Source organism: Stenotrophomonas sp. 169, from assembly GCF_014621775.1.
Classification (GTDB): Bacteria; Pseudomonadota; Gammaproteobacteria; order Xanthomonadales; family Xanthomonadaceae; genus Stenotrophomonas.
This window is the reverse complement of record NZ_CP061204.1, coordinates 2,178,022-2,199,476: the sequence shown is the minus strand read 5'-3', so window position 1 is coordinate 2,199,476 and position 21,455 is coordinate 2,178,022. Positions and strand designations below refer to the sequence as shown.

Genomic DNA, 21,455 nt, shown 5'->3' with positions numbered 1-21,455 from the left:
GGTCGCCTGCCTGCCGGCGCTGCAGCAGCTCCTGCTCGATCCGGCTCTCCATGCGCTTGTCGATCTCATAGAGGAACAGCAGCGCAACCGCGACCAGGAACGGGATCGAGCAGTAAACGCTCACCGTCAGGCGGATGCCGTCCACCACCGCCTGGGGCTGTTGCTCTGCGCCGGCCTGGTACCCATGGTGCGCGAGAATTCCGGCCACCAGCGCACCGCCGATGCTGAGGCCGATCTTCAGGCCGCACAGCATCGCGGAGAACACGATCGCGGTGGCGCGGCGGTGGTTCTTCCATTCCGAATAGTCGGCGACGTCGGCGATCATCGCCCACAGCAGCGGGATGGTGATGCCGTAGCAGAACCCGTGCAGCATGAAGGCGACGAAGGCCACGCCAACCGCCGTGGGCGGGAAGAAGTAGAACGCCAGCAGGAACAGCGTGCACACCAGCAACGCGCCACCGAAGACATCACGCTTGCCGAAGCGGTCAGCCAGCCGGCGTGATACGCCGATGCCCAGGATCATGCAGAGGATGCCGCAGGCGTTGAACAGGCTGAAGGCCGAGGTCGCCGGGTCTTCCGGCCAGGTAAAACCGGCCAGGCCCCATCGGCTCAACGCTGCGTTCAATCCGCCGATGAAAGCGTTGAAGCCGGAGTTGTCGAGGAAGCGTGCCAGGGCGACTTCGCTCATGTAGTACTGGAAATAGTAGATGTAGGTGCCGCCCTTCAGGGCCAGGTTGACGAACACCAGCACCGTCAGCAGCAGCATCACCTTCCACGGCCGGTTGCGCAGCAGGTCGGTCAGATCCTGCAGCACGCCGCCGGTCTGTTCCCGGGCCGGGACGATTCGCTCGCGCGTGGTGGCGAAGGTGATAAGGAAGAACACCGTGCCCACCACCGCGAACACCGTCATGACCCGCTCGAAACCCAGCGTGCGATCGCCGTCGCCGAGGATCAGCACCAGCGGCAACAGCAGGACCTGGATGATGAACTGCGCGATCATCACCGCCACGAAGCGGTAGGCCGACAGGCTGTTGCGCTGGGCCATGCTGCCGGTGAGCACCCCGCTGAGCGCCGAGTACGGCAGGTTGTTGGCCGCGTACACCAGCATCAGAAGCCCGTAGGTGGCCACGGCGTAGACGATCTTCGCGCGCGGGCCGAGGTCCGGCGTGCTGAAGGCAAGCAGTGACAACACACCGAAGGGAATCGCCGTCCACAGGATCCATGGCCTGAACTTGCCCCACCGGCTGACCGTGCGATCAGCGGCAATGCCGATCAACGGCGTGAACACGAACGCGCCAAGCACGCCGATCGCGAAGATGATCGTGGCGGCCGTGGCAGGCGGAAGCCGATACACGTCGGTGTAGAAGAACGCGAGATAGGTGATCAGCGTCTGGAAGATCAGATTCGCCGCCAGGTCGCCCAGGCTGTAACCAAGCTTCTCCCGGATGGACAGCGTGTGTTCGGTGCTTTCCACGCTGCGTGCATCAGTCACGGGCGGCCTCCACAGTGAACCTGCGCGTCGCGCGGATATCGGCGCTGGAGGCCCCTACCCGAACCTCATACGCTCCCGTCGGCACAGCGTACGCCGCCCGCGCCTCGTCGTACTGGCGCAGGGCCTGATTCGCCTGCAGTTCGAATGCCACGGTGCGCCGTTCGCCCGGAGCCAGGTGGACACGCTGGAAACCGCGCAGCTCCTGCTGGGCATCGCCCGGCTGTGCCTGTAACCGCTTTGCATACAGCTGCACCACTTCATCGCCCGCGCGCTTTCCGGTATTGGCTATCTCGACCTGCACCTTGAGTGTCCCGTCATTGCCGATGCGGGCGGCGTCGAGCTGCAGCTTGCCGTAGTCGAACCGTGTGTAGGACAGCCCGTGTCCGAACGGGTACAGCGGGCTGCCGCGGAAATAGCGGTAGGTGCGGCCCTCCATCTTGTAGTCGTCAAACGCCGGCATCGCCTGGTCCGCCCTGTAGAAGGTCACCGGCAGGCGCCCGCCGGGGTTCACGTCGCCGAACAATGCCTGGCCCACCGCGGTGCCGCCGCGCTGTCCGGGGTACCAGCTCATCAGGATCGCGGGCACGTTCGTTTCGGCCCACTCCACGGCCAGCGCGGAGCCACCGGTCAGCACCATCACTACCGGCTTGCCGGTGGCATGAAGGGCTTCCAGCAGTGCACGCTGCGGTGCCGGCAGGCGCAGATCGGTACGGTCACCGCCAGCGAAACCGGGGTAGTTGACCTTCATTTCTTCGCCTTCGACATCGCCGGTCAGTCCGCCGACAAACACCACGACATCCGCATCGCGGGCGGCATCCACCGCTTCCTCGAACGGTGGCTTCGCACCGGGCATGCGCCAGCCCAGTCGCACGCCTGCGTCGCGCTCGGCGTCGAAGTATTCCAGCTTCAGCGCGTAGGCGCGTCCGGCCTGTAGATCCAGCTCCACGCCGTCGCCCTGCAGGCGGTCGCTGCGGTCCCATCGGTCCAGCACCGGCTTGCCATCCACGTAGAGGCGGTAGCCATCGTCGGCCGCGGCCTCTATCCGGTAGCGGCCCGACACCGGTGGCAGCAGTTCGCCGCTCCAGCGGATGCTGAAGCCATCGCTGGGAATCCCCTGCCCCGGTGCCGCTTCACCCCGGGCCAGCAGGTTGTCGGTGGGTGAGCCCCGATCCCATCGAAAGCCGATCTGGGCGTCGGTGCGGACCAGTGCCGGCGTGCCTGACAGATCGGCCGTGCGGAAATACTCACCGCGCAGACCACGTTCCGGCGAGTCGGCCGACGGCCGCAGGTAGGCCGCTTCGATCAGCGGCGTGGCAGTGGGATCGTCGCGCCCTTCGACCAGGTCCACGCCGCGTGCATAACGTACGTCGATGCCCTTCGCCGCATGGCGTATCCCCTGCAGGATGGTCACCGGTGCGGCCGGCGTGCCGAAGTAGTTGCCGAGCAGTGCCATGGTGTCATCGGCGGTTGGACCGACCACGGCGATGCGCTTGAGCGTGCGTGGCAGCGGCAGCACGCCATCGTTCTTCAGCAGCACCAGGGATTCCTGCGCGGCCTTCAGCGCCAGCGCATCGTGCGCCGGGGCCTGGTTGACCGAAGCCGGGATCCGCGCCCAGCGCACCCGCTCGGGTGGGTCGAACATGCCCAGTCGCATCCGCGCGGTGAACAGTCGGGTCACCGCATCGTCGATCTCCGCCTCGCTGATCAGGCCCTGCTGCACGGCTGCAGGCAGGGTGGTGTATTCCTGGCCACACTCCAGTTCGGTACCGTTCTTGACCGCCAATGCCGCGGCGGCTTCACGGGTGGGAACGATTTTGTGATGCTTCCAGATATCGACGATGGCCCAGCAGTCGGACACCACGTAGCCCTTGAATCCCCAGTCGCGCCGCAGCACGTCGCGCAGCAGGAACTGGCTGGCGCTGGCGGATTCACCGTATACGCGGTTGTAGGCGCCCATCACCGCATCCACCTGGCCCTCCTTCACCAGTGCCTCGAACGCCGGCAGGTAGGTGTCATACAGGTCGCGCTTGCTGGGGCGGGCATCGAAATGGTGGCGGTCGGCCTCCGGGCCACTGTGGACGGCCAGGTGCTTGGCCGTGGCATCCAGTTTGCGGTAGACCGGGTCGTCCCCCTGTAGGCCATGCACGAAGGCCACGCCCATGCGCGCGGTGAGGTACGGGTCCTCGCCGTAGGTTTCCTGGCCGCGGCCCCAGCGCGGATCGCGGAAGATGTTGATGTTCGGTGACCAGTAGGTCAGTCCCTGGTAGCGACCATGCGAACCCTCACGGACGAACTGGTGATGCTTGGCACGCGCCTCGTCGCTTATGGTGGTGGCCACCTGCCCTACCAACGGAACGTCGAAGGTGGCGGCTAGTCCGATCGCCTGCGGGAACACGGTCGCCTGCCCTGCGCGTGCCACCCCGTGCAGGCCCTCGTTCCACCAGTCGTAAGCCGGGATGCCCAGACGCTCGATGGCGGGCGCGGCGTTCTGCATCTGTGCCGCTTTCTCCTCCAGTGTCATCTGTGCGACAAGCGCGGCGGCGCGGGTTTCAAAGCTTGCCGTGGTGTCACGCCACGGCTGGTTTTCGGCTGCCTGACCGACGCTGGTCAAGGCGATGGCGGCGCACAGCGCCAGCGTGCGGAACATCGGGCGGTAGAGCCGTGGCGTGCGCGTCATCATTTGCTCCTCAAGGCACGCTCATCGCGTGCGAATGGTCCCAGCAGAGCGCCCACGAAGCCGCCTGCGCGATCCGTACTCAACACCGTTCCATCCACCTCGTCCGCGAGGATCTGCCAGCCCTGCCCATCGCCGCTGTCGAATGCAAAGGCATAGCGGGCTTCATCACCGCTGATCTTCAGCCGAAGCGAAGCGCTCGCGTCCACGTTGCGGGTGGCCAGCAGCCGGGTCTGCCCACCCCCGTCGCGCCCTTCCAGGAAGATCGCCACGCGATCACCGCCGAGGCTGCGCACGCCAAGGAAATACCAATACGCCTCGCTCTGGAACGCAGCCAGTCCGGCCGCCACCCCCGCCGCCGGGCGGCTCATCGCGGTGCTCGCCTCGAAGCGCAGGTGCTGCTGGCGTCGGCCCAGGAACGACGGGTTGAGCAGCGTGTCGAGGTTCTCTGTCAGCGGGTGCACCGTCAGGGTGCCCGGTCGCTCGCCAAGGTCCGCCCACGCCTGCTTGGGCACGCGTACGCGCAGCCAGCCGCTGCCGAGTGTCGGCGCATCGAACTCATCGCGCTCGACGAAGTTGCCGGTGAACGGTGCTTGCGACGCATCGCCCTGCATCCATGAGGGCGCCTTGAGCACGTAGGGAATGGGCTGGTTGGCCGGCAGGATCACCGGCCAGCCGTCGCGCCATTGCACGGGCAGCAGATAGGTCTCCCGGCCCGTGTTGTAGTGGCGTTTGTCGTAGGTGCGGCTGGCAAGGAACACCGCCCACCAGGTCCCGTCCGGGCCCTCCACCAGGTCCGCATGTCCGGCATTGGTGATCGGCAGCAGTCTGCCTTCAGGCAGGTCGCGCTGCGTCAGGATGGGATTGCCAGGATACGGAACGTAAGGCCCCCAGACATCGCGGCTGCGCAGCACGACCTGGGAATGCTGCGGCCCGGTGCCGCCCTCGGCGTCGGACAGGTAGTACCAGCCCTCGCGTTTGTAGAGGTGCGGCCCTTCGATCCAGATCGGGTTCTTTGCCGGCTCAACGCCACCGTCGATCAGCACCTTGCGCGGGCCCATCGGCGCGTAGCGGTCCATGTCGATCTGCTGCATCCAGATCGCACGGTGGCCCTCATAGCGCGGTGGACCGGGCGGCACGTCGTTGTTGAGCAGGTAGACGCGGCCGTCGTCGTCGAAGAACAACGACGGGTCGATGCCGCCCACGCCCGGCAGCCAGTGCGGATCCGACCAGGGGCCGGCGGGATCGCGTGCGGTGGCGATGAAGTTGCCGCCACTGTCCACCGCCGTGGTGACCACATGGAACAGGCCATCGTGGTACGAGATCGCCGGAGCGAAGATGCCACGGGACACGCCCAGGCCATCGAAGTCCAACTGCGTCGGGCGGTCGATGACATGGCCGATCTGCTTCCAGTGCACCAGGTCCGTGCTCTCGAACACGGGGATACCGGGGAAGTAGGTAAAGCTGGAATTGACCAGATAGAAGTGGCCGTTCGCACTCACGATGCTCGGGTCGGCGTGGAAGCCGGCGAGGATCGGATTGCGGTAGTGCCCAGATGGCAGGGGGCTTTCGAAGGCGGCATCACGACCGGCGTACTCGAACCAGTCGAAGTGGACCGGTGGCGCAGGCGCGGCCCGCAACGGCGGCGCCGCAGCGGTCAACAGCAGGATCATCGTGGCAAGCAGCAGGCGCATCATGGAACCTCCGCAGCATCGAGGGACAGTTCAAAGGGCCCGGCCGGCGCGCCGCTACGATCACGCAGCGTGCAGATCGGACCATCGGCCCAGCAGTAGCGCACGCGTGCGCCGGGTCCGGCCTGCGGGCTTCGCAGCAGGACGTCGTGGCCGTGCAGCACCGCCTCGGCGTAGGCGCATTGCCGCGCCTGCGCATCGCAGAGTTCGAAGCCGATGGGGCCATTGGCACCGGTAGTGACCAGGGCCTCGGTGACATCATCGAAGGCGATCTTTATTCCCGCAGGGGTACGCGATGCCGTGCGTGCGGTCGGGCCAGAGGGTGCGAGTGTGCCTTCTCCGTAAACCCTGTGACGTGCCACGCGCGCCAGTCGCCGGCCTAGTTCCTGTTTGTTGGGCGGATGGATGTCGTAGGCGTCGCCGATATCGATCGCCAGCGCGAGACCGGCGTGCGGGTCTTCTGCCACGACCCGCCGCTGCGCCTCGCGGACCTGTGCCCACCCGCTTTCCACTGGTGCTTCGGGCGGCTGGCCGTAGCCGGCCAGCTGCACCACCAGCAACGGCATCTGCGCGCCGAACTGCCTGCGCCAGTCATCGCGCAGGCTGCGTAGGCGTGCCGCGTAGGCCGCGCCGTCGCCGGTGTTGGATTCGCCTTGATACCACAGCATTCCGCGCAGACCAGGCTGGCCCAGCGGGGCGATCATGCCGTTGTGGAGCGTCGACAAGCCCGTGGCAGCGTGCCATGGCGCCAGCGGCGGGACCCGTGCAGTGGGCGCTGGCCGGTACTGCCACGGCGCGTCCAGTACAAGGCGCGTGCCATCGTCCAGCACCACGGCGTGGGCGCTCGCAGGCCCTGCCAGGCCGCCGTCGCCGTAGGTGTCCAGGACATTGATCACCACCGTGTTGGCACCGGCGTTCAGCGCACCGGTCGGCAGCGCATAGGATCGCGCCGTGCCGGGAGCGTTCTCGCTGCCCACGGCTACTCCGTTTACCCAAGTCATGTCGGTCTCATCGACCGCACCCAGTTCAAGGCGTGCGCCCTGCCCTGCCTGGGCGGCGGTCAGGGTCACCTGGGTGCGGTACCAGACCATGCCATTGTAGTGGGACAGTGCAGGCACGCCCCAGCGCTCCCATGCCCCCAGCATCGACGGCGCTTGCTGCCACCCCGTGCCCTCTGCATCTGGCTGCCATGGCCGGTCGTCGGCGCGCGCACCCGCGTTCGTGGACCACCACTGCTGCCAGTGTTGGCCCCATCGGGCGTTGGCGGCCACAGGGTCGTTCGCGTACAGCGCAAGTATGTCCAGCGCCGGGTCCATGCCGCCCTGTGCGCGCAGGGCCGAGGCGCTGGTCCATGCCTCGATGCGGGAACCGCCCCACGCCGCCTGGATCAGCCCCATCGGTACCGTGACGGTCTTCTGCAGCTCACGTGCGAAGTAGAAGCAGGCAGCGGAAAAGTCGCGCACGGTATCCGGCGACGCGCGATGCCACGCAACGGGTCCTGCAAAATCCTGTCGTGGCGAAACGGCTGCCGCCTTGGGCACCGTGAACAGTCGGATCATCGGTTGCGTGGCGGCAGCGATTTCGCTGGTTGCGTCGAGCGTGCGCCACACCGGTAGTTCCATGTTCGACTGCCCGGAACACAACCAGACATCGCCCATCTGCACGTCGCGCACGATCTGGATGGCATCTCCAGCATGGATCGCCAGTTCGTAAGGTCCGCCTGCGGCCATGGGCGGCAGCACTGCCTGCCAGTGGCCACTGTTATCGGCGCGGGTGGTGGCTGTCCGACCCGCCAGCTCCACCGAAACGGTGACGCCCGGAGCGGCAACGCCCCAGAACGGAATCGGCTGGTCCCGCTGCAGCACCGCGTGATCCTGGAACAGCGGATGCAGCAGCGGCTTCATCGTGTGCTGCGCCGGTGCGGGCACGACGCAGCACCCCAGCGTGATCGCCAGCAGCCAGCTCCTCCACGCTGCCCTGCTCATCGGCCATCTCCCGGCGCGGACGGGGACTGCAGGGCCTGGTACCACGCCACTGGATGGGGCGGTGCGGCTTCACCCTCCGGCAAGGGGCGGCCGCTGACCGACTGGAAGTACGCCACGCTGGCGTCGCGCCACCACTGCGCTTCGCGGCGCTGGATGCGCAGGAAGGCGTCGACCTGGGCGTACCTTTGTGCATCCACCCTGCCCCGCAAACCTGCCCAGCTGCGCTGCATCTCGTCGACACCGCGGACGCCCTGCGCATAGCGTCGGATCAGTTCGTCCCACAGCGTCTGTCCGGACGCCATGCGGTGGTCCCACGGCACATGGTGGAACCACAACAGCAGCGACTCCGGCACCTGCGTCAGGTCGCCATACCGATCAGCAACTGCGGGTGCGTACTGGGCGATGCCGTTGCTGCCGCGCGCGGTGCGGTCAAAGCCGATCCCATTGCGGTCGGCGCGGTGGTAGTACACCGACGTCCAGTCCGCGCGCGGACCGCCGTCGACCCAGGGCCCGGGTCCATGGTGGTGTCCGCGTGCCATCAGATGATGCAGGCCCAGCGGGGTCATGTAGTTCACCGCCGCCTCGCGCGACCCCATCATCATCCCGACGATGGGCTGTACCACCTCGCGATCCGGTGAGAACGTCATCGCCGCCCACTCCGCCGCGACGTCGGCGGCGGACTGCGCGGGATTCCACGCAAGGCGACCGAAGGCATACCAGTTGGCCTGATCGAAGTGCGATCCACTCCAGCTGCGATCGTTGCCGATGTTGGCCACGCCCGCCATCCCGGTCAGGGCGTGCGCCACGCTGGAGCGCTCGCCGCGTGCATGGGTGTCGGCGTGCAGCACTTCCTCGTACAGCGGCCCCAGGTACACCAGGTGCGTGGCGAAGCCGAGGTACTCCTTGGTGATCTGGACCTCCATCATCAGCGGCGTGCGCGGCATGGCGCCGAACAGCGGGTGGAACGGCTCCCGTGGCTGGAAATCGATCGGCCCGTTCTTTACCTGCAGGATCACATTCGGACGAAAGGCACCGTCCAAGCCGGCAAATTCGGTATAGGCCTGCGTGGCACGGTCTGCGGGAACGTCGTGCGCATAGACGAAGGCGCGCCACATCACCACGCCGCCATGCGGGGCCAGCGCATCGGCCAGCAGATTGGCGCCGTCGGCATGAGAGCGCCCGTAATCCTGCGGGCCGGGCTGGCCTTCCGAATTGGCCTTTACCACCAGGCCGCCGAAGTCCGGAATACGTGCATGGATCTCGTCGGCCTTGTCGCGCCACCACCGCTGCACCGCCGGGTCGAGCGGATCGGCGGTTGCCAGCCCGCCCAATTCAATGGGCGCGCTGAAGCGCGCGCTCAGGTACACGCGGATGCCATAGGGGCGGAACAGGTCGGCCAGCGCGGCCGCCTTGTCGAGATACTCCGGTGCGAGGCTCTGCGCGCTGGCGTTGACGTTGTTGAGCACCGTGCCGTTGATGCCCACGGACGCGTTGGCGCGTGCGTAGTCGGTATAGCGTGGGTCCTGCCATTCCGGCAGGGTCTGCCAGGCCCACAGCGAGCGGCCGGCGTACCCGCGTTCGACATGACCGTCCAGGTCGTCCCAGTGGTTGAGCACGCGCCGATCCAGCCGCGGTGATTCGCGCACCGCAAGGGTGTCCAGTTCCGCGCCGGTCTGCAGCAGGCGCAGCAGATGGAACACGCCGTACAGCACCCCGATATCCGTGCGTGCGGCCACCAACACCACATCGTGCCCACCCACCCGGGTACGTTTGAGCAGGTAGCCCTCCCCGCCCAGCGATGCAACCTCTTCGCCGAACGGCGCGATCAATGGTGATGACTTCGGCGTGCCCAGCACCACTGCACGGCCGGTGGCCGCCGCAACCTGCATGCGCGGTGCGCTGCCAAGCAGTCCGGCCAGGCCACGCTCCAGCTCTCCGCGCGCGGCACGCTGCGTGGGCGTGTCATCGGGGGCAACCACCTCGGCCAGCTGCGTGCGGTAGGCGGCGGCAAGAGTGGAATCGAGCGGAACGTAGCGCAGCCACAGCGCGTAGCCATCCTCTGCCTGCGCGTTGCCGATACAGGCCATCAGGGCCATTACGACAACGAATATCCAATGACACCGCTCGCCATCTGCGCGGGACCGCAGCGCGGCCGGCAAACCTTGTAAGCTCGGGACGTGCGCGGTTCGCGGCGGCGCCACGAAGAACAACGGGAGTGCGTATTGGAGAAGCCGAAGAAATCGGTCCGCCGCAAAACCAGTGGCGTGACGATCGACGAAGTGGCGGCCCTGGCCGGGGTCTCGCCGATGACCGTGTCGCGGGCGATCAACCAGGGCAAGGTGCGCGATGTCACCCGCGAACGCGTGATGCGCGCGGTGCGTGAGCTCGGCTATACGCCCAACCTCGCTGCCAGTTCGCTGGCCGCCGCACAGCACACCCGCATCGCGCTGATCTACACCGATCCCAGTGGGGCCTACCTGCGCGAATTGCTGGTCGGGCTGCTGCGTGTCGCGTCCAGCGCGGCGATCCAGCTGGTCGTCGACTACTGGGACGATCTCGGCCCCGCAGCTGAGCGCAAGTCGGCACGTGCCCTTGCCGGCCGGGTCGACGGTGTCATCCTGCCGCCGCCGCTGTGCGAGTCGCAGCCTGCGGTGAACGAGCTGCTGAGGGCGGGCATTCCGGTGGTCGCGATCGCATCGGGCCACCTCGGCAACGATATTTCCTGCGTGCGCATCGACGACTTCCACGCCGGCAGGGAACTGGCCGAACACCTGATCCAGCACGGCCACAGCCGCATCGGCTTCATCTGCGGGCGCAGCGACCTCAGCGCAAGCGCGCGGCGCTACGACGGCTTCGTCAGCGCGCTGCATGAGGCGGGGCTGGAGGTCGACCCCACGCTGGTGCAGCAGGGCGACTACACCTACCGCTCCGGGCTTGCCGCCGCCGAGAAGCTGTTGCGCCACCGTCGACCGCCCAGCGCGATCTTCGCCAGCAACGACGACATGGGGGCGGCCGCGATCTCCGTCGCCCACCGCCGCGGCCTCGAGGTGCCCCGCGACCTGTCGGTGGTGGGTTTCGATGACACCTCGGCCGCGACCACCGTGTGGCCCGAGCTGACCACGGTCCATCAGCCGATCGCCTCGATGGCCGATGCCGCGATCGAAATCCTGCTGCGCACCATCCGCCGCCGGCAGGAAGGCGTACGCGTGTTGACGGACCACGTCGTGCCCCACCGGCTGGTGGTTCGCGATTCGGTCGCGCGTCCTCGCGCACCTCGATAGCGCAGCACGCACCGTCATGCGCCCGGGCACTCGACGGTAGTCTCCGCCTCGTTCAGCGCCCCAAGCGCGACACGCGACACCGCCAGCGTCATCTCGCCCGCCGTGCCGATCGACCACGGTCTTTCCAGCTTGCCGACATCCGCGCCCGCCGCAACAAGGCACTTCAACGGCACACCCACGCGCGTCCATTGGCCCACGGGGAGTTTTGCCAGTGTGGGTCCGATCGCGATGCGTGCCATGCAGCCCGTACCGCAGCCCACGGCCAACCAGGCATCGCCCTGCGGTGCGGACTCCACCCGCAGGGTGGTCAACAGCATCAGGTCGCCGTTGCTTTCGCGCTGCAGGTCCAGTGCGGTGTGTGACTGCAGTGCGGCAATCGCCTCACCCTTGCCCGACCAGGCGAGCCGGCGCCCGTCTTCCTGCGCCAGATGATCCACGCCGGTAACCCTGAGCAGGTCGCCTTCCAGGGCGTCCGGCACCTTCGTGACCGTCACGCCCTGCCCCGTGCTGCCTTCCAGTCGCAGCGCCATGCCGGGGCCCGCATCACCGCGAGCGAAGAACACACCGACCGCCCCTTCCTTGCCGGTCACGCCGGATAGTTCCGGCAGCGCGGCCAGCGCGCCGTTGTCGGCATAGGTCAGGCCGAAGCCGAACGGGAACAGCGGGTTGTAGTCTTTCTGGCCCACGTTGTTGGCGTACTGGGTCGCGGTGCGCGGCCAACTGAAGCTGAGGGTGCCCTTGAAGTCGTGCTGCACGCTGCCATCGGGTCTGCGCAGCAGCACATCCGCGATCCCGGCACCCTCCGAGCCCGGCAGCCACGCCGCCACGAAGGCATCGGCGGCATTGAGCTCGCGATTGACCCACAGCGGGCGTCCGCTGAGGAACACCGCGACTACGGGAATGCCATCGGCTTTCAGGCGTTTGAGCAGCGCAAGGTCCGCATCGTCTCCCGGCTTGTACGCCAGCGTGGGCAGATCGCCCTGGAACTCGGCATACGGGTTTTCCCCGAATACCACCACGGCTGCGTCCGGCTTGTTCGCATAGCGTCCGTCGACCGCAAGCTCCGCGTGGCCCCCAGCAGCCTTCACCTGCTGCTCGATGCCCTCGAAGATGCTGTCTGCATTCGGGAAGTCCTTGCGGGTCGTGCCGGTGCCCTGCCAGTTGAGCGTCCAGCCGCCGGCCTGTTTGCCGACATCGTGGGCGCCGTCGCCGGCCACCAGGATGCGTTGCTTCGGCGAGAGCGGCAGTACGCCTCCCTGGTTCTTCAACAGCACCAGCGATTCGCGTACGGCCTGCCGGGCGACCGTACGATGCTCCGGTGCACCGATCAGTGCGAACTGGCCGCCGACCGCGCGCGTCGAAGGTTTCCCGGCCTCGAACAAGCCCAGCCGCAGCTTGACCCGCAGGATGCGACGCACCGCGTCATCCAGGCGCTGCTGGCTGAGGGTGCCGGCCTTGACCGCCGCCAGCGTGGTTTCATAGAAACCCTTCCAGCTGTCCGATGCCATGGCCATGTCCAGGCCGGCGTTGATGGTGGCGGGACAGTCGGTGGTGGTGCAGCCCTTCACCTGTCCGTGGCCGTTCCAGTCGCCCACCACGAAGCCACCGAAGTTCATGCGTCCCTTCAGCGCATCGGTCAGGTACGGCTTGTGGCCGTGCATTTTCTCGCCGTTGACGCTGTTGAACGACGCCATGACGGTCTGTGCGCCTGCGGCGATGGCGGGCGGATAGCCGGCCGCATGGAGTCGCACAAGTTCGGTTTCGTCGATCCGGGCATCACCCTGGTCCTTGCCATCGACGGTGCCGCCATCACCGAGGAAGTGCTTCACCGAAGCGATCACATGGCGTCCGTCGAGGAAGGTAGGCGAGCCGACCTTGCCCTGCAGGCCCTCGACCATTGCACCGGCGTAGCTGGCCACCACCTCCGGCGATTCGGAATAGCCTTCGTACGTGCGCCCCCAGCGGTCGTCCTGCGGTACCGCCACGGTCGGTGCGAAGGCCCACTCCATCCCGGTCGCGCGGGTCTCCAGTGCAGTGATTTCGCCGATCCGTCGCAGCAGCTCCGGGTTGCGGGTCGCGCCCAGTCCGATGTTGTGCGGGAACAGGGTCGCGCCGATGATGTTGCTCTGCCCATGGACGGCATCGATGCCGAACAGCACCGGAATCGCCTTGCCGCCCTGTGAGGTGTCCATCGACGCGGCGTAGAAGGCATCGGCCAGCGCCAGCCATTGCGCAGGCGAGGCATCGTAATGACCACCCGGATCAGAATTGCCACCGGCCAGAATCGAGCCCAGCCGGTACGTGCGCAGGTCATCCGGGGTGATGCTGGCGATATCCCCCTGCACCAGCTGGCCGACCTTTTCCTCGTCCGTCATGCTGGCCATCAGCTCGGTGATGCGCTTTTCCAGCGCGGGATCTTCGGCCAGCGGCCAGGCGACCTGCGGCCACGGATCCGTGTCGGCCGGTGCAGGCGCCACCGCCGTGTCGTCCTTCCCGCAGGCGACCAGGGCCCACATCAGCGTGGTCAGCAGCACGCCACGGTGGGCGCGGGTAAAGCGTCGATTCGCCATCGCGTTCATCCTTCCATCTGCTCCAGTTCCTTGCCCTTGGTTTCGTGCACGTACCGCAGCACGAAGAACACCGAGATGACCGCCGCCACCAGGTAGATGCTGTACGTTGCGGCCAATCCGATGGCGGCCAGCAGGATCGGGAAGGTCACCGTCACGGCGAAGTTGGCGGTCCATTGCGCTGCCCCGGCCACCGCCAACGCCGAGCCACGGATCTGGTTGGGGAACATTTCGCCCAGCATCACCCACATCACCGGGCCCCAGGAGACGTTGAAGAACACCACGTACGCGTTGGCAGCCACCAGCGCCAGCGTGCCCATGCCCGCGGGCAGCTGCAGGCGCCCATCGACCAGCGATCCGCTGGCGAAGGCCACCACTAGCAGCGCCAACGACACCGCCATGCCGGCCGAGCCGATCCACAGCAGTGGCTTGCGCCCGATGCGATCGATCAGCAGCACGGTCACGATGCAGGCGCCGATGCTGAGCGCGCCGGACAGGATGTTGATCAGCAGTGCGTCGTTTTCCGAGAAGCCGACCGCCTGCCAGAGCACGGCGCCGTAGTAGAACACCACGTTGATGCCAACCAGTTGCTGGAAGGTCGCCAGGCCAATGCCCACCCAGACGATCGGGCGTATCCTGCCGCTGGCCGTGTTGCGCAGGTCCGACAGCCGCGGGCGATGGTGGTCGGTCGACAGCGAGGCATCGATCTCGGCGAGCTTCGCCTGCGCCTCGGCCGCGCCGAACAGCCGTGCAAGCACCTGCAACGCTTCGTCCTTGCGGCGCTTCACCATCAGGTAGCGCGGGCTTTCTGGAATGGCCAACAACAGGACCAGGAACAACAGCGAAGGCACCGCCTGCATCCAGAACATCCAGCGCCAGGCCGCGTGGCCTCCCCACAGCGCCTCGGTGGAGGCACCGGCCGTGGCCGCCAGTAGATAGTTGGACAGGAACGCGGCGGTGAGCCCGCTGATGATCGCGATCTGTTGGACCGTGGCCAGGCGGCCACGGTAACGTGCCGGCGCGACTTCGGCGATGTACGCCGGCGAGATCACACTGGCGGCGCCCACCGCGAAGCCGCCCAGTACCCGCGCGATGATGAACATCGCCGACGAAGGTGCAGCGCCCGCGCCGATCGCCGACAGCAGGAACAGCACCGCCGACACGATCAGCACGTTGCGGCGGCCAAGCCGGTCGGCCAGCCGTCCGGCGCTGAAGGCACCAAACGCGCAGCCCAACAGCATCGAAGCGATCTCGAATCCCTGCATCCATTCGCCGGACTTGAACGTCTGGTGCAGGCCGTCCTGGGTCCCATTGATCACCCCGCTGTCGAACCCGAACAGGAATCCGCCAATGGTCGCCACCACGCTGATCAGAACGATCAGCCGGGTGTTCTCGCCGCTGTTTACTGTCTGCTCCATTGCCCTTCCCCTCCCCGGTTCGGTTTCATCGACGCGAGCGCGCGCGGTCAGCGCAGCAGGTATTGGTTGATCAGGTTCTCGTAGCGCTCCTGCTTGCCGCTGATCTGCCGGGGCTCGCCGCCCTTCGCACCCAGCGCGGACAGGTCGGCGAGGCTCAGCCTGCCGCCTGCAAACGCCTCGCCGTCGCCGCTGTCGAAGCTGGCGTAACGTTCCTTGCGCCACTGTTCCAGCGGGGATTCGTTGAGCAGTGCGTGGGCGACTTCCAGCCCGCGGGCGAAGGCATCCATGCCGCCGACGTGCGCAATGAACAGGTCTTCCAGATCGGTCGATTCACGGCGCACCTTGGCATCGAAGTTCAGGCCGCCTTCCAGCCCGCCCTGGCGCAGCACCACCAGCATCGCGCCAACCGTGTCGTACAGATCGGTGGGGAACTGGTCGGTATCCCACCCGTTCTGGGCGTTGCCGCGGTTGGCATCGATGCTGCCCAGCAGCCCGTGGTCGGATGCGACCTGTAGATCGTGTTCGAAGGTATGGCCGGACAGCGTGGCGTGGTTGGCCTCGATGTTGAGCTTGAAGTCCTGGTCCAGGCCATGCTCCTTGAGGAAACCCACCACGGTGGCGCTGTCGAAATCGTACTGGTGCTTCATCGGCTCCATCGGCTTGGGCTCGATCAGGAAATTGCCCTTCAGGCCGATGCTGCGGCCATGGTCGCGCGCCATGGTCAGGAAGCGTGCAAGGTGGTCGACCTCGCGCTTCATCTGGGTGTTGGCCAGGCCGGCATAGCCTTCGCGTCCGCCCCAGAACACGTAATGTTCGCCACCCAGTTCAACGGTCGCTTCCAGCGCCGCCTTCACCTGCACGGCGGCACGCGCCACCACCGCAAAGTCCGGATTGGTGGACGCACCGTTCATGTAGCGCGGATGCGAGAAGAGGTTGGCCGTGCCCCACAGCAGTTTCACCCCGGTCGCTTCCTGGCGCACCTTGGCCAGGCGCACCATGTGTTTGAGGTTCTTTTCGTAGGCGCCGACGTCGTCGGCGTCCGGGGCCAGATCGATGTCATGGAAGCACCAGTACGGTACGCCCAGCTTGGTGAAAAACTCGAACGCCGCGTCAAGCTTCGCCTCGGCGCTGGCCATCGGCGAACCGGCTTCCCAGGGGAAATGCCGGGTGCCCGGGCCGAACGGGTCATGCCCGGCATTGCAGAAGGTGTGCCAGTAGCAGACCGCGAAGCGCAGGTGCTCCTGCATGGTCTTGCCACCGACGATCTTGTCCGCGTCATAGACCTTGAAGGCCAGCGGGTTGTCCGAGCCCCGTCCTTCGAAGGGGATCCGGCCGATGCCGGGGAAGTATTCCTTGGCGCCGATGAAGGGCTGGGTGCTCATGATGGGTCTTCCTGTCGTTGTGCGGGGTGCGGTGTTGAGGGGGATGCGTCGCGATACAGCGGCGTGATGGCATCGAGATGTCGAAGAAACCGTGCGTAGGCCGTGGCATAGGCCTGGGTGCATGCCGGGTCCGGGCGTGCAGAGCGCAGCGGGTCGAGCGCGACGTGCTGGTTGGCAATGTCGGTGATCGAGGCGGCATCGCCGCGCGCGTGTCCGAGTGCCCACAGCGCCTGCAGCGCCGCACCGAAGGCGGCACCTTCAGACTGGCTGGGTACGTCCACCGGCAGGCCGAACACATCAGCCACCAGTTGCCGCCACTGCGCGCTGTTGCTGCCGCCGCCGGTCAGCACGATGCGTTCGAACTGCATGCCCGCACGAACGAAGGCATCAAAGCCGTATTTGAGGCTGTACGTCGCGCCTTCCATGGCCGCGCGGTAGACATGCGCCGGGGTCATGTTGGTGGTGTCCAAGCCCGCCAGCACGGCCTTGCCGAGCGGCAGGTCCGGCGTGCGCTCGCCGTTGAGGAACGGCAGCATCACCAGCCCGTCGGCACCGGGCGGCGTGGCGCGCAGGTGGGCGTCGCCATCGCGCGTGCTGAAGCCGAAAGCGGCCGCGACCTGCTCGGTCGCCACGGTGCAGTTCATCGTGCAGATCAGCGGCAGCCAGCCGCCGGTGGACGAGCAGAACGCCGCCCATGCCCCGTCCGGGTCGACCACGGGCGTGTCGGAGTAGGCGAACAGCGTGCCCGAGGTGCCCAGGCTCATGGCCAGGCGCCCCGGTACCACGCAGCCGGTGCCGATGGCCGCCATCATGTTGTCGCCGCCGCCGACGGCCACCTTGACCGTCGCCGGCAGGCCCAATGCAGCGGCTGTGGCGGGGTCGATGTCGAACACTTCTTCGGGCCCGGCGATGCGCGGCAGGCAGGCCGCAAGATCGCGTTCGGGATCGGTCGCGTGCAGCAGTTCGCTCGACCAGGTGCGGGTGCGCACATCCAGCCAACCCGTGCCGGACGCATCCCCGTATTCGCAGAAAAGCTGTCCGGTCAACACGAAATTGAGGTAATCGTGCGGCAGCAGGATGCTGGCAAGCCGGGCGTAGGCTTCAGGGCGGTGGGTCTTCGTCCAGGGCAGCTTGGACGCGGTGTAGCCGGTAAGGACCGGGTTTCCGGCCAATGCGATGGTGCGCGCCCTGCCACCTACCGCCTGCATGATCTGCCCACATTCGGCCGAGGTGCTGGTATCGCACCACAACTTGGCCGGAGCCAGCGCCTGCCCTGCTGCATCGACCGCGACGAAGCCGTGCTGTTGGCCTGAAACGGCCAGCGCGGCAATGCGCGAGCGCACCGCAGGATCAATCGCAGCGAAGCAGCCGTGCAGTGCCGCAACCCAGTCGGCCGGCTGTTGCTCCCGACTGCCGTCGGCGTCGCTGGCAAGGGCCAACGGTGTGCTGGCGCTGCCGACCACGCAGCGCCCGGCGGGGTCATAGACCAGCACCTTGAGGCTTTGTGTCCCTGCGTCGATTCCGGCAACCAGATCCATTCCGTCCACCCGTTGTGGTTTAAAGGTAGCGCTACCAATTTTCGGCAACAGCACGCCGTGCTGCTATGTCACGGCCATGCTCCGTTGCCATGCTTCTGGCGAGGCGTTGCAGTAGCGTTCAATGAACGCGGCCTGTGACGGCATCTTCGCCAACTCGTGCTGCACCGGTCGCCGGATGCGATCCAGCAGCGTCCGCAGATCCGTATCACTGATGGCACGCGCCAGCGGATGCGGCGGTCCCGGCTGGATGCCCTGCCCCGTCAGGACGCTGGTCCAGGAGTCGACACGGAACAGTTCGCCGGGGTCCTGCCAGACGTGGGCACGCTCGCGCCACGCGCGCAGGCGGACCTGCAGCGACTCGGGCAGCGTCATCTCGCGGCACGCTTTCCACATCGGTTCGTCGCGCTGGTTGGCGTGGTAATGCAGGATGATGAAGTCGCGCACGTGCTCCATTTCCTGGCGGCTGACATCGTTGTACAGGTCCATCAACGACGGGCTGATGCCCTCCAGCGGGAACAACTGGATCAGGCGCACCACCGCGCTGATGGTCAGGTGGATGCTGGTGGATTCCAACGGCTCGATGAACCCGCTGGCAAGCCCCAGCGCCACCACGTTCTTGTTCCATGCCTTCAGCCGACGCCCACTGCGGAACGGCACCAGCCACGGGTCGCGCAGCGGCCGGCCGTCGATGTCACGCAGCAGCTTGGCCTGCGCTTCGTCATCGGACATGTGGCGGCTGGAGAACACCAGCCCACAGCCGACCCGGTGCTGGAGCGCGATATGCCAGCGCCACCCGGCTTCGTGTGCGATGGCGCGCGTGTACGGGACCGGTGGATTCACCGACTCGGTCTGCACCGCAACGGCACGATCGCTGGGCAACCATTCGTGCCAGTCTTCATAGCCGGTATGCAGGGTCTGCTCGGTCAACAGGCCGCGGAATCCGGTGCAGTCAATGAACAGGTCGCCCTCGATGACCTGCCCGTCTTCCAGCACCAGAGATGCCACCGCGCCGTCATGCGCGTGCTGACGGACTTCACGGATATTGCCTTCCACCCGCCGCAGGCCGTTTGCTTCGGCCTTGCCCCGCAGGAACCTAGCGTAGAGGCTGGCGTCGAAGTGATAAGCGTAGCTGACCTGCGGCTGGGTCTGCAGCGAGAACCGGTCTTCCAGCGAGGCCGCGCTTTCCAGGCAGAAGTCGCCCAGGTCCGAGGGCATGCCCCGGCGCAGGCTGTCCAACCAGAAATGATGGAACGGCGTGGCCCAGGTGCCCTGGCCGATGGTCCCGAAAGGATGGATGAAACGGTCCCCGGGACGACGCCAGTTCTCGAACGAGATCGACAGCTTGAAGGTGCCGGCCACCGCGCGCAGGAACTCCTGCTCATCAATCTGCAGGAATCGGTGGAACATCCGGATGGGCGGCACGGTGGATTCGCCGACGCCGACCGTACCAATCTGCTCCGACTCCACCAGGACGATGTCCAGCTGATCGCGGAACTGGTGCGCCAGCGCGCAGCCGGCCAGCCAGCCGGCCGTGCCCCCGCCGGCGATGACGACTTTCCGGATCCGTCCTTGTGTTGTGTTCACAGCGTTCAATGCGGTGTCCCCATCAGCGGTTGAGTAGCGCCAGGAGCCGGGCACGCATGCGCCGCGCCTGGGTCGTGTCGAACGGTGCCAGCTCACCCCGGGCGGCTTCGGGCAGGTGCTGCCCGGCGCGCTCGGCGGGGCCGAATACGTAGTAATCGAAGATCGCCGCCCAGGCCTGTTTCTCACGCGGTGGTAGATCGCGCAGGGCCCACATCGCATGCTGCAGTGCCGGTAGAGGCGAGGCGAGCACGCTTGGCGAACGGCGCCACCAGTAGTTCACCAGCACGTTGAACGGTTCCAGGCTGCGCACGTGGTGCCACCACAGGCTTGGAATGAAGAGCGCATCACCGGGCTCCAGCTCCGCGGTCTGCGCGCTTGCCAGTGCATCGGCGAAACGCGGATGCAGGTCGAAATCCGGACGCTCGAAATCCACCACGCTGACCACCTGCCCGCCGGGGGTAGGCTCCATCGGACCCGGGTAGAGGTTGTCGATCTGCTCGGGTGGGAACAGGGTGAACCGGCGACGGCCGACCGCGCAGTACGCCAGGTTTTCCGGGGTGTCGTAATGGCAGGAGGCGGTTACCCGGTTGCCGATCCAGATACTGGCCGGGGCATCGATGCCCTGCCCCGCCAGCCCGGCGGTGTTGTGCTCCGCAAATCCCGGCAGCGCCCGCGCGACCGGCAGCGAGGCAACATAGTAGGTCGGCGGGCTGGGCGAATCGAGGTGGTCGGCGATCGCGTCCAGCACTTCTGTCAGCCCGCCGCGCCGGACCTCGACGTTTAACGCGGTGAAGTCCGCGTTGTAGAACGGTCGTCCTTCAATGCTGGCATCGCCGTAGGAGTACGGGACAGGCGAGCCGGCGTCGAAACGACGCAGGTAGGCCATGGCCTCCTGGGGGCCGCGCAAGCCGGCCTGCACCAGTCCCCAGTCGCGCGCGATGCCGCGCAGCACCACCGGTTCGCCAGCGTCGACCAGGGCCTCCAACGGCAGCGCCGTGGGATCCAGGCCTTCCAAGGTGCGCATGGCGACGGCGTCCGGCACCGGTCAGTTCCTGCCTGCCGCAGCCGCGGCATCGTGCACGCGCAGGCGACGCTGTTTCTCGGCTATCAGGCGACGCATGTTGTGCAGCGACGCCAGCATCAGATAGGCCCCTTCCAGGTAGCCGGCGCGGTTGAGTCCGGCCAACGCATCGCCGTCCAGCAGGGCCAGCCGGTCGCGGTCGATCGCGTGCAGGCCGTTGACCGCGAACCGATGCTCCGTGTCGACCTGCACATCCAGCGTGATCGGTTGAATCAGGGCGTGCGCGTCGAGCGCGGCAAACATCTCCGCGCCAAACCCGTGGCCGTCGTGGATGCCACGCAGTACGTTGGCAATGTGGTCCAGGTAAGGGGTGTTTCCCCCTGCGGCAGGAACACCGGCTCACCCTGCATCGCGGTCACGCGCGGATGATCAAGATCCACGTGCAGCACCGCTTCGCGGCTGAGCGTGCCATCGATGTGGCGGTCCTGGAAGCCGATCAGGAACGGTCCCTTTGCCGCGGCCCCCGGCAGATAGGAGGCATTCCAGCGTCCGTCCTGCAGGAACAGATTCTCATGCTGCTCGAACCCGAGCAGAGCCACCGATTGCCAAGCGCCACTGTCGGCGTCCCGGCGCAGGAAGATGGGATATTCCCGCTGCAGTTCGGCGAACTCGCTCGGGTAGGCCGGCACCATCCCCACCGCGTCACCGAACTCGGGTCCGAAGCCAGTGGCCACGCGCAGGTCGTGGTGGGCGATGTTGTTGAGCATTTCGTATCGCGACACGGTGCAGTCCCCTCCCAGCAGGCGCCTAGAACGGGTGCCG

The 21,455-nt window shown here is 66.8% G+C and carries 11 protein-coding genes and 2 pseudogenes; 1 reads left to right on the top strand and 12 read right to left on the bottom strand.

Annotation, left to right across the window (positions count from 1 at the left end; genetic code table 11):
• Position 1: 1 nt before the first annotated feature.
• The 5 genes and pseudogenes from ICJ04_RS18315 to ICJ04_RS09400 form a co-directional block, all read right to left on the bottom strand.
• Positions 2-1,474, bottom strand: a pseudogene (locus tag ICJ04_RS18315) (MFS transporter); the annotation flags it as partial.
• 10 nt (positions 1,475-1,484) lie between these two features.
• Positions 1,485-4,139 (bottom strand): glycoside hydrolase family 3 protein, encoded by a 2,655-nt coding sequence (locus ICJ04_RS09415; RefSeq protein ID WP_188327271.1) that lies wholly within the window; start codon positions 4,137-4,139, stop codon positions 1,485-1,487.
• Between the two features lie 29 nt (positions 4,140-4,168).
• Entirely contained in the window at positions 4,169-5,863 is a 1,695-nt protein-coding gene (locus ICJ04_RS09410; RefSeq protein ID WP_188324030.1) for a glycoside hydrolase family 43 protein, read from the bottom strand.
• A complete protein-coding gene (locus ICJ04_RS09405; protein WP_223203061.1) occupies positions 5,860-7,761 on the bottom strand; it encodes a sialate O-acetylesterase in 1,902 nt (633 codons plus the stop codon). Before ICJ04_RS09405 ends, ICJ04_RS09410 begins: the two co-directional genes overlap by 4 nt.
• A 77-nt stretch (positions 7,762-7,838) precedes the next feature.
• Positions 7,839-9,938 (bottom strand): alpha-glucuronidase family glycosyl hydrolase, encoded by a 2,100-nt coding sequence (locus ICJ04_RS09400; RefSeq protein WP_188324028.1) that lies wholly within the window; start codon positions 9,936-9,938, stop codon positions 7,839-7,841.
• 126 nt (positions 9,939-10,064) lie between these two features.
• On the opposite strand from ICJ04_RS09400, the gene ICJ04_RS09395 reads away from it, so the two are divergent.
• Positions 10,065-11,123, top strand: a complete 1,059-nt coding sequence (locus ICJ04_RS09395) for a LacI family DNA-binding transcriptional regulator (protein WP_188324027.1) — start codon at positions 10,065-10,067, stop codon at positions 11,121-11,123.
• Positions 11,124-11,137: 14 nt separating this feature from the next.
• Here ICJ04_RS09395 and ICJ04_RS09390 read toward each other — a convergent pair whose 3' ends face one another.
• From ICJ04_RS09390 to ICJ04_RS09360, 7 genes and pseudogenes are all read right to left on the bottom strand, one after another.
• On the bottom strand, positions 11,138-13,693 hold the full coding sequence (locus tag ICJ04_RS09390) for an exo 1,3/1,4-beta-D-glucan glucohydrolase (RefSeq protein WP_188324026.1): 2,556 nt from the start codon (positions 13,691-13,693) through the stop codon (positions 11,138-11,140).
• A 5-nt stretch (positions 13,694-13,698) separates the two neighbouring features.
• Entirely contained in the window at positions 13,699-15,108 is a 1,410-nt protein-coding gene (locus ICJ04_RS09385) for a sugar porter family MFS transporter (RefSeq protein WP_188324025.1), read from the bottom strand.
• 47 nt (positions 15,109-15,155) lie between these two features.
• A complete protein-coding gene (xylA, locus tag ICJ04_RS09380; RefSeq protein ID WP_188324024.1) occupies positions 15,156-16,490 on the bottom strand; it encodes a xylose isomerase in 1,335 nt (444 codons plus the stop codon).
• Positions 16,487-18,028: a xylulokinase gene (gene xylB, locus ICJ04_RS09375; RefSeq protein ID WP_188324023.1), complete on the bottom strand. Its 1,542-nt coding sequence runs from the start codon at positions 18,026-18,028 to the stop codon at positions 16,487-16,489. Before xylB ends, xylA begins: the two co-directional genes overlap by 4 nt.
• A gap of 63 nt (positions 18,029-18,091) precedes the next feature.
• On the bottom strand, positions 18,092-19,621 hold the full coding sequence (locus ICJ04_RS09370) for a tryptophan halogenase family protein (RefSeq protein WP_188324022.1): 1,530 nt from the start codon (positions 19,619-19,621) through the stop codon (positions 18,092-18,094).
• 13 nt (positions 19,622-19,634) lie between these two features.
• The gene (locus ICJ04_RS09365) at positions 19,635-20,654 is read right to left on the bottom strand and encodes a cupin-like domain-containing protein (RefSeq protein ID WP_188324021.1); all 1,020 of its coding nucleotides are present in this window, start codon (positions 20,652-20,654) and stop codon (positions 19,635-19,637) included.
• A 3-nt stretch (positions 20,655-20,657) separates the two neighbouring features.
• A pseudogene (locus tag ICJ04_RS09360) lies at positions 20,658-21,415 on the bottom strand (SapC family protein).
• Between the last annotated feature and the right edge of the window lie 40 nt (positions 21,416-21,455).

Excerpts from the sequence above, each read along its gene's own strand:
- ICJ04_RS09415 (WP_188327271.1), bottom strand. The coding sequence starts at position 4,139 with ATGTTCCGCACGCTGGCGCTGTGCGCCGCCATCGCCTTGACCAGCGTC.
- ICJ04_RS09410 (WP_188324030.1), bottom strand. The coding sequence starts at position 5,863 with ATGATGCGCCTGCTGCTTGCCACGATGATCCTGCTGTTGACCGCTGCG.
- ICJ04_RS09405 (WP_223203061.1), bottom strand. The coding sequence starts at position 7,761 with ATGAAGCCGCTGCTGCATCCGCTGTTCCAGGATCACGCGGTGCTGCAG.
- ICJ04_RS09400 (WP_188324028.1), bottom strand. The coding sequence starts at position 9,938 with ATGGCCCTGATGGCCTGTATCGGCAACGCGCAGGCAGAGGATGGCTAC.
- ICJ04_RS09390 (WP_188324026.1), bottom strand. The coding sequence starts at position 13,693 with ATGGCGAATCGACGCTTTACCCGCGCCCACCGTGGCGTGCTGCTGACC.
- ICJ04_RS09385 (WP_188324025.1), bottom strand. The coding sequence starts at position 15,108 with ATGGAGCAGACAGTAAACAGCGGCGAGAACACCCGGCTGATCGTTCTG.
- xylA (WP_188324024.1), bottom strand. The coding sequence starts at position 16,490 with ATGAGCACCCAGCCCTTCATCGGCGCCAAGGAATACTTCCCCGGCATC.
- xylB (WP_188324023.1), bottom strand. The coding sequence starts at position 18,028 with ATGGATCTGGTTGCCGGAATCGACGCAGGGACACAAAGCCTCAAGGTG.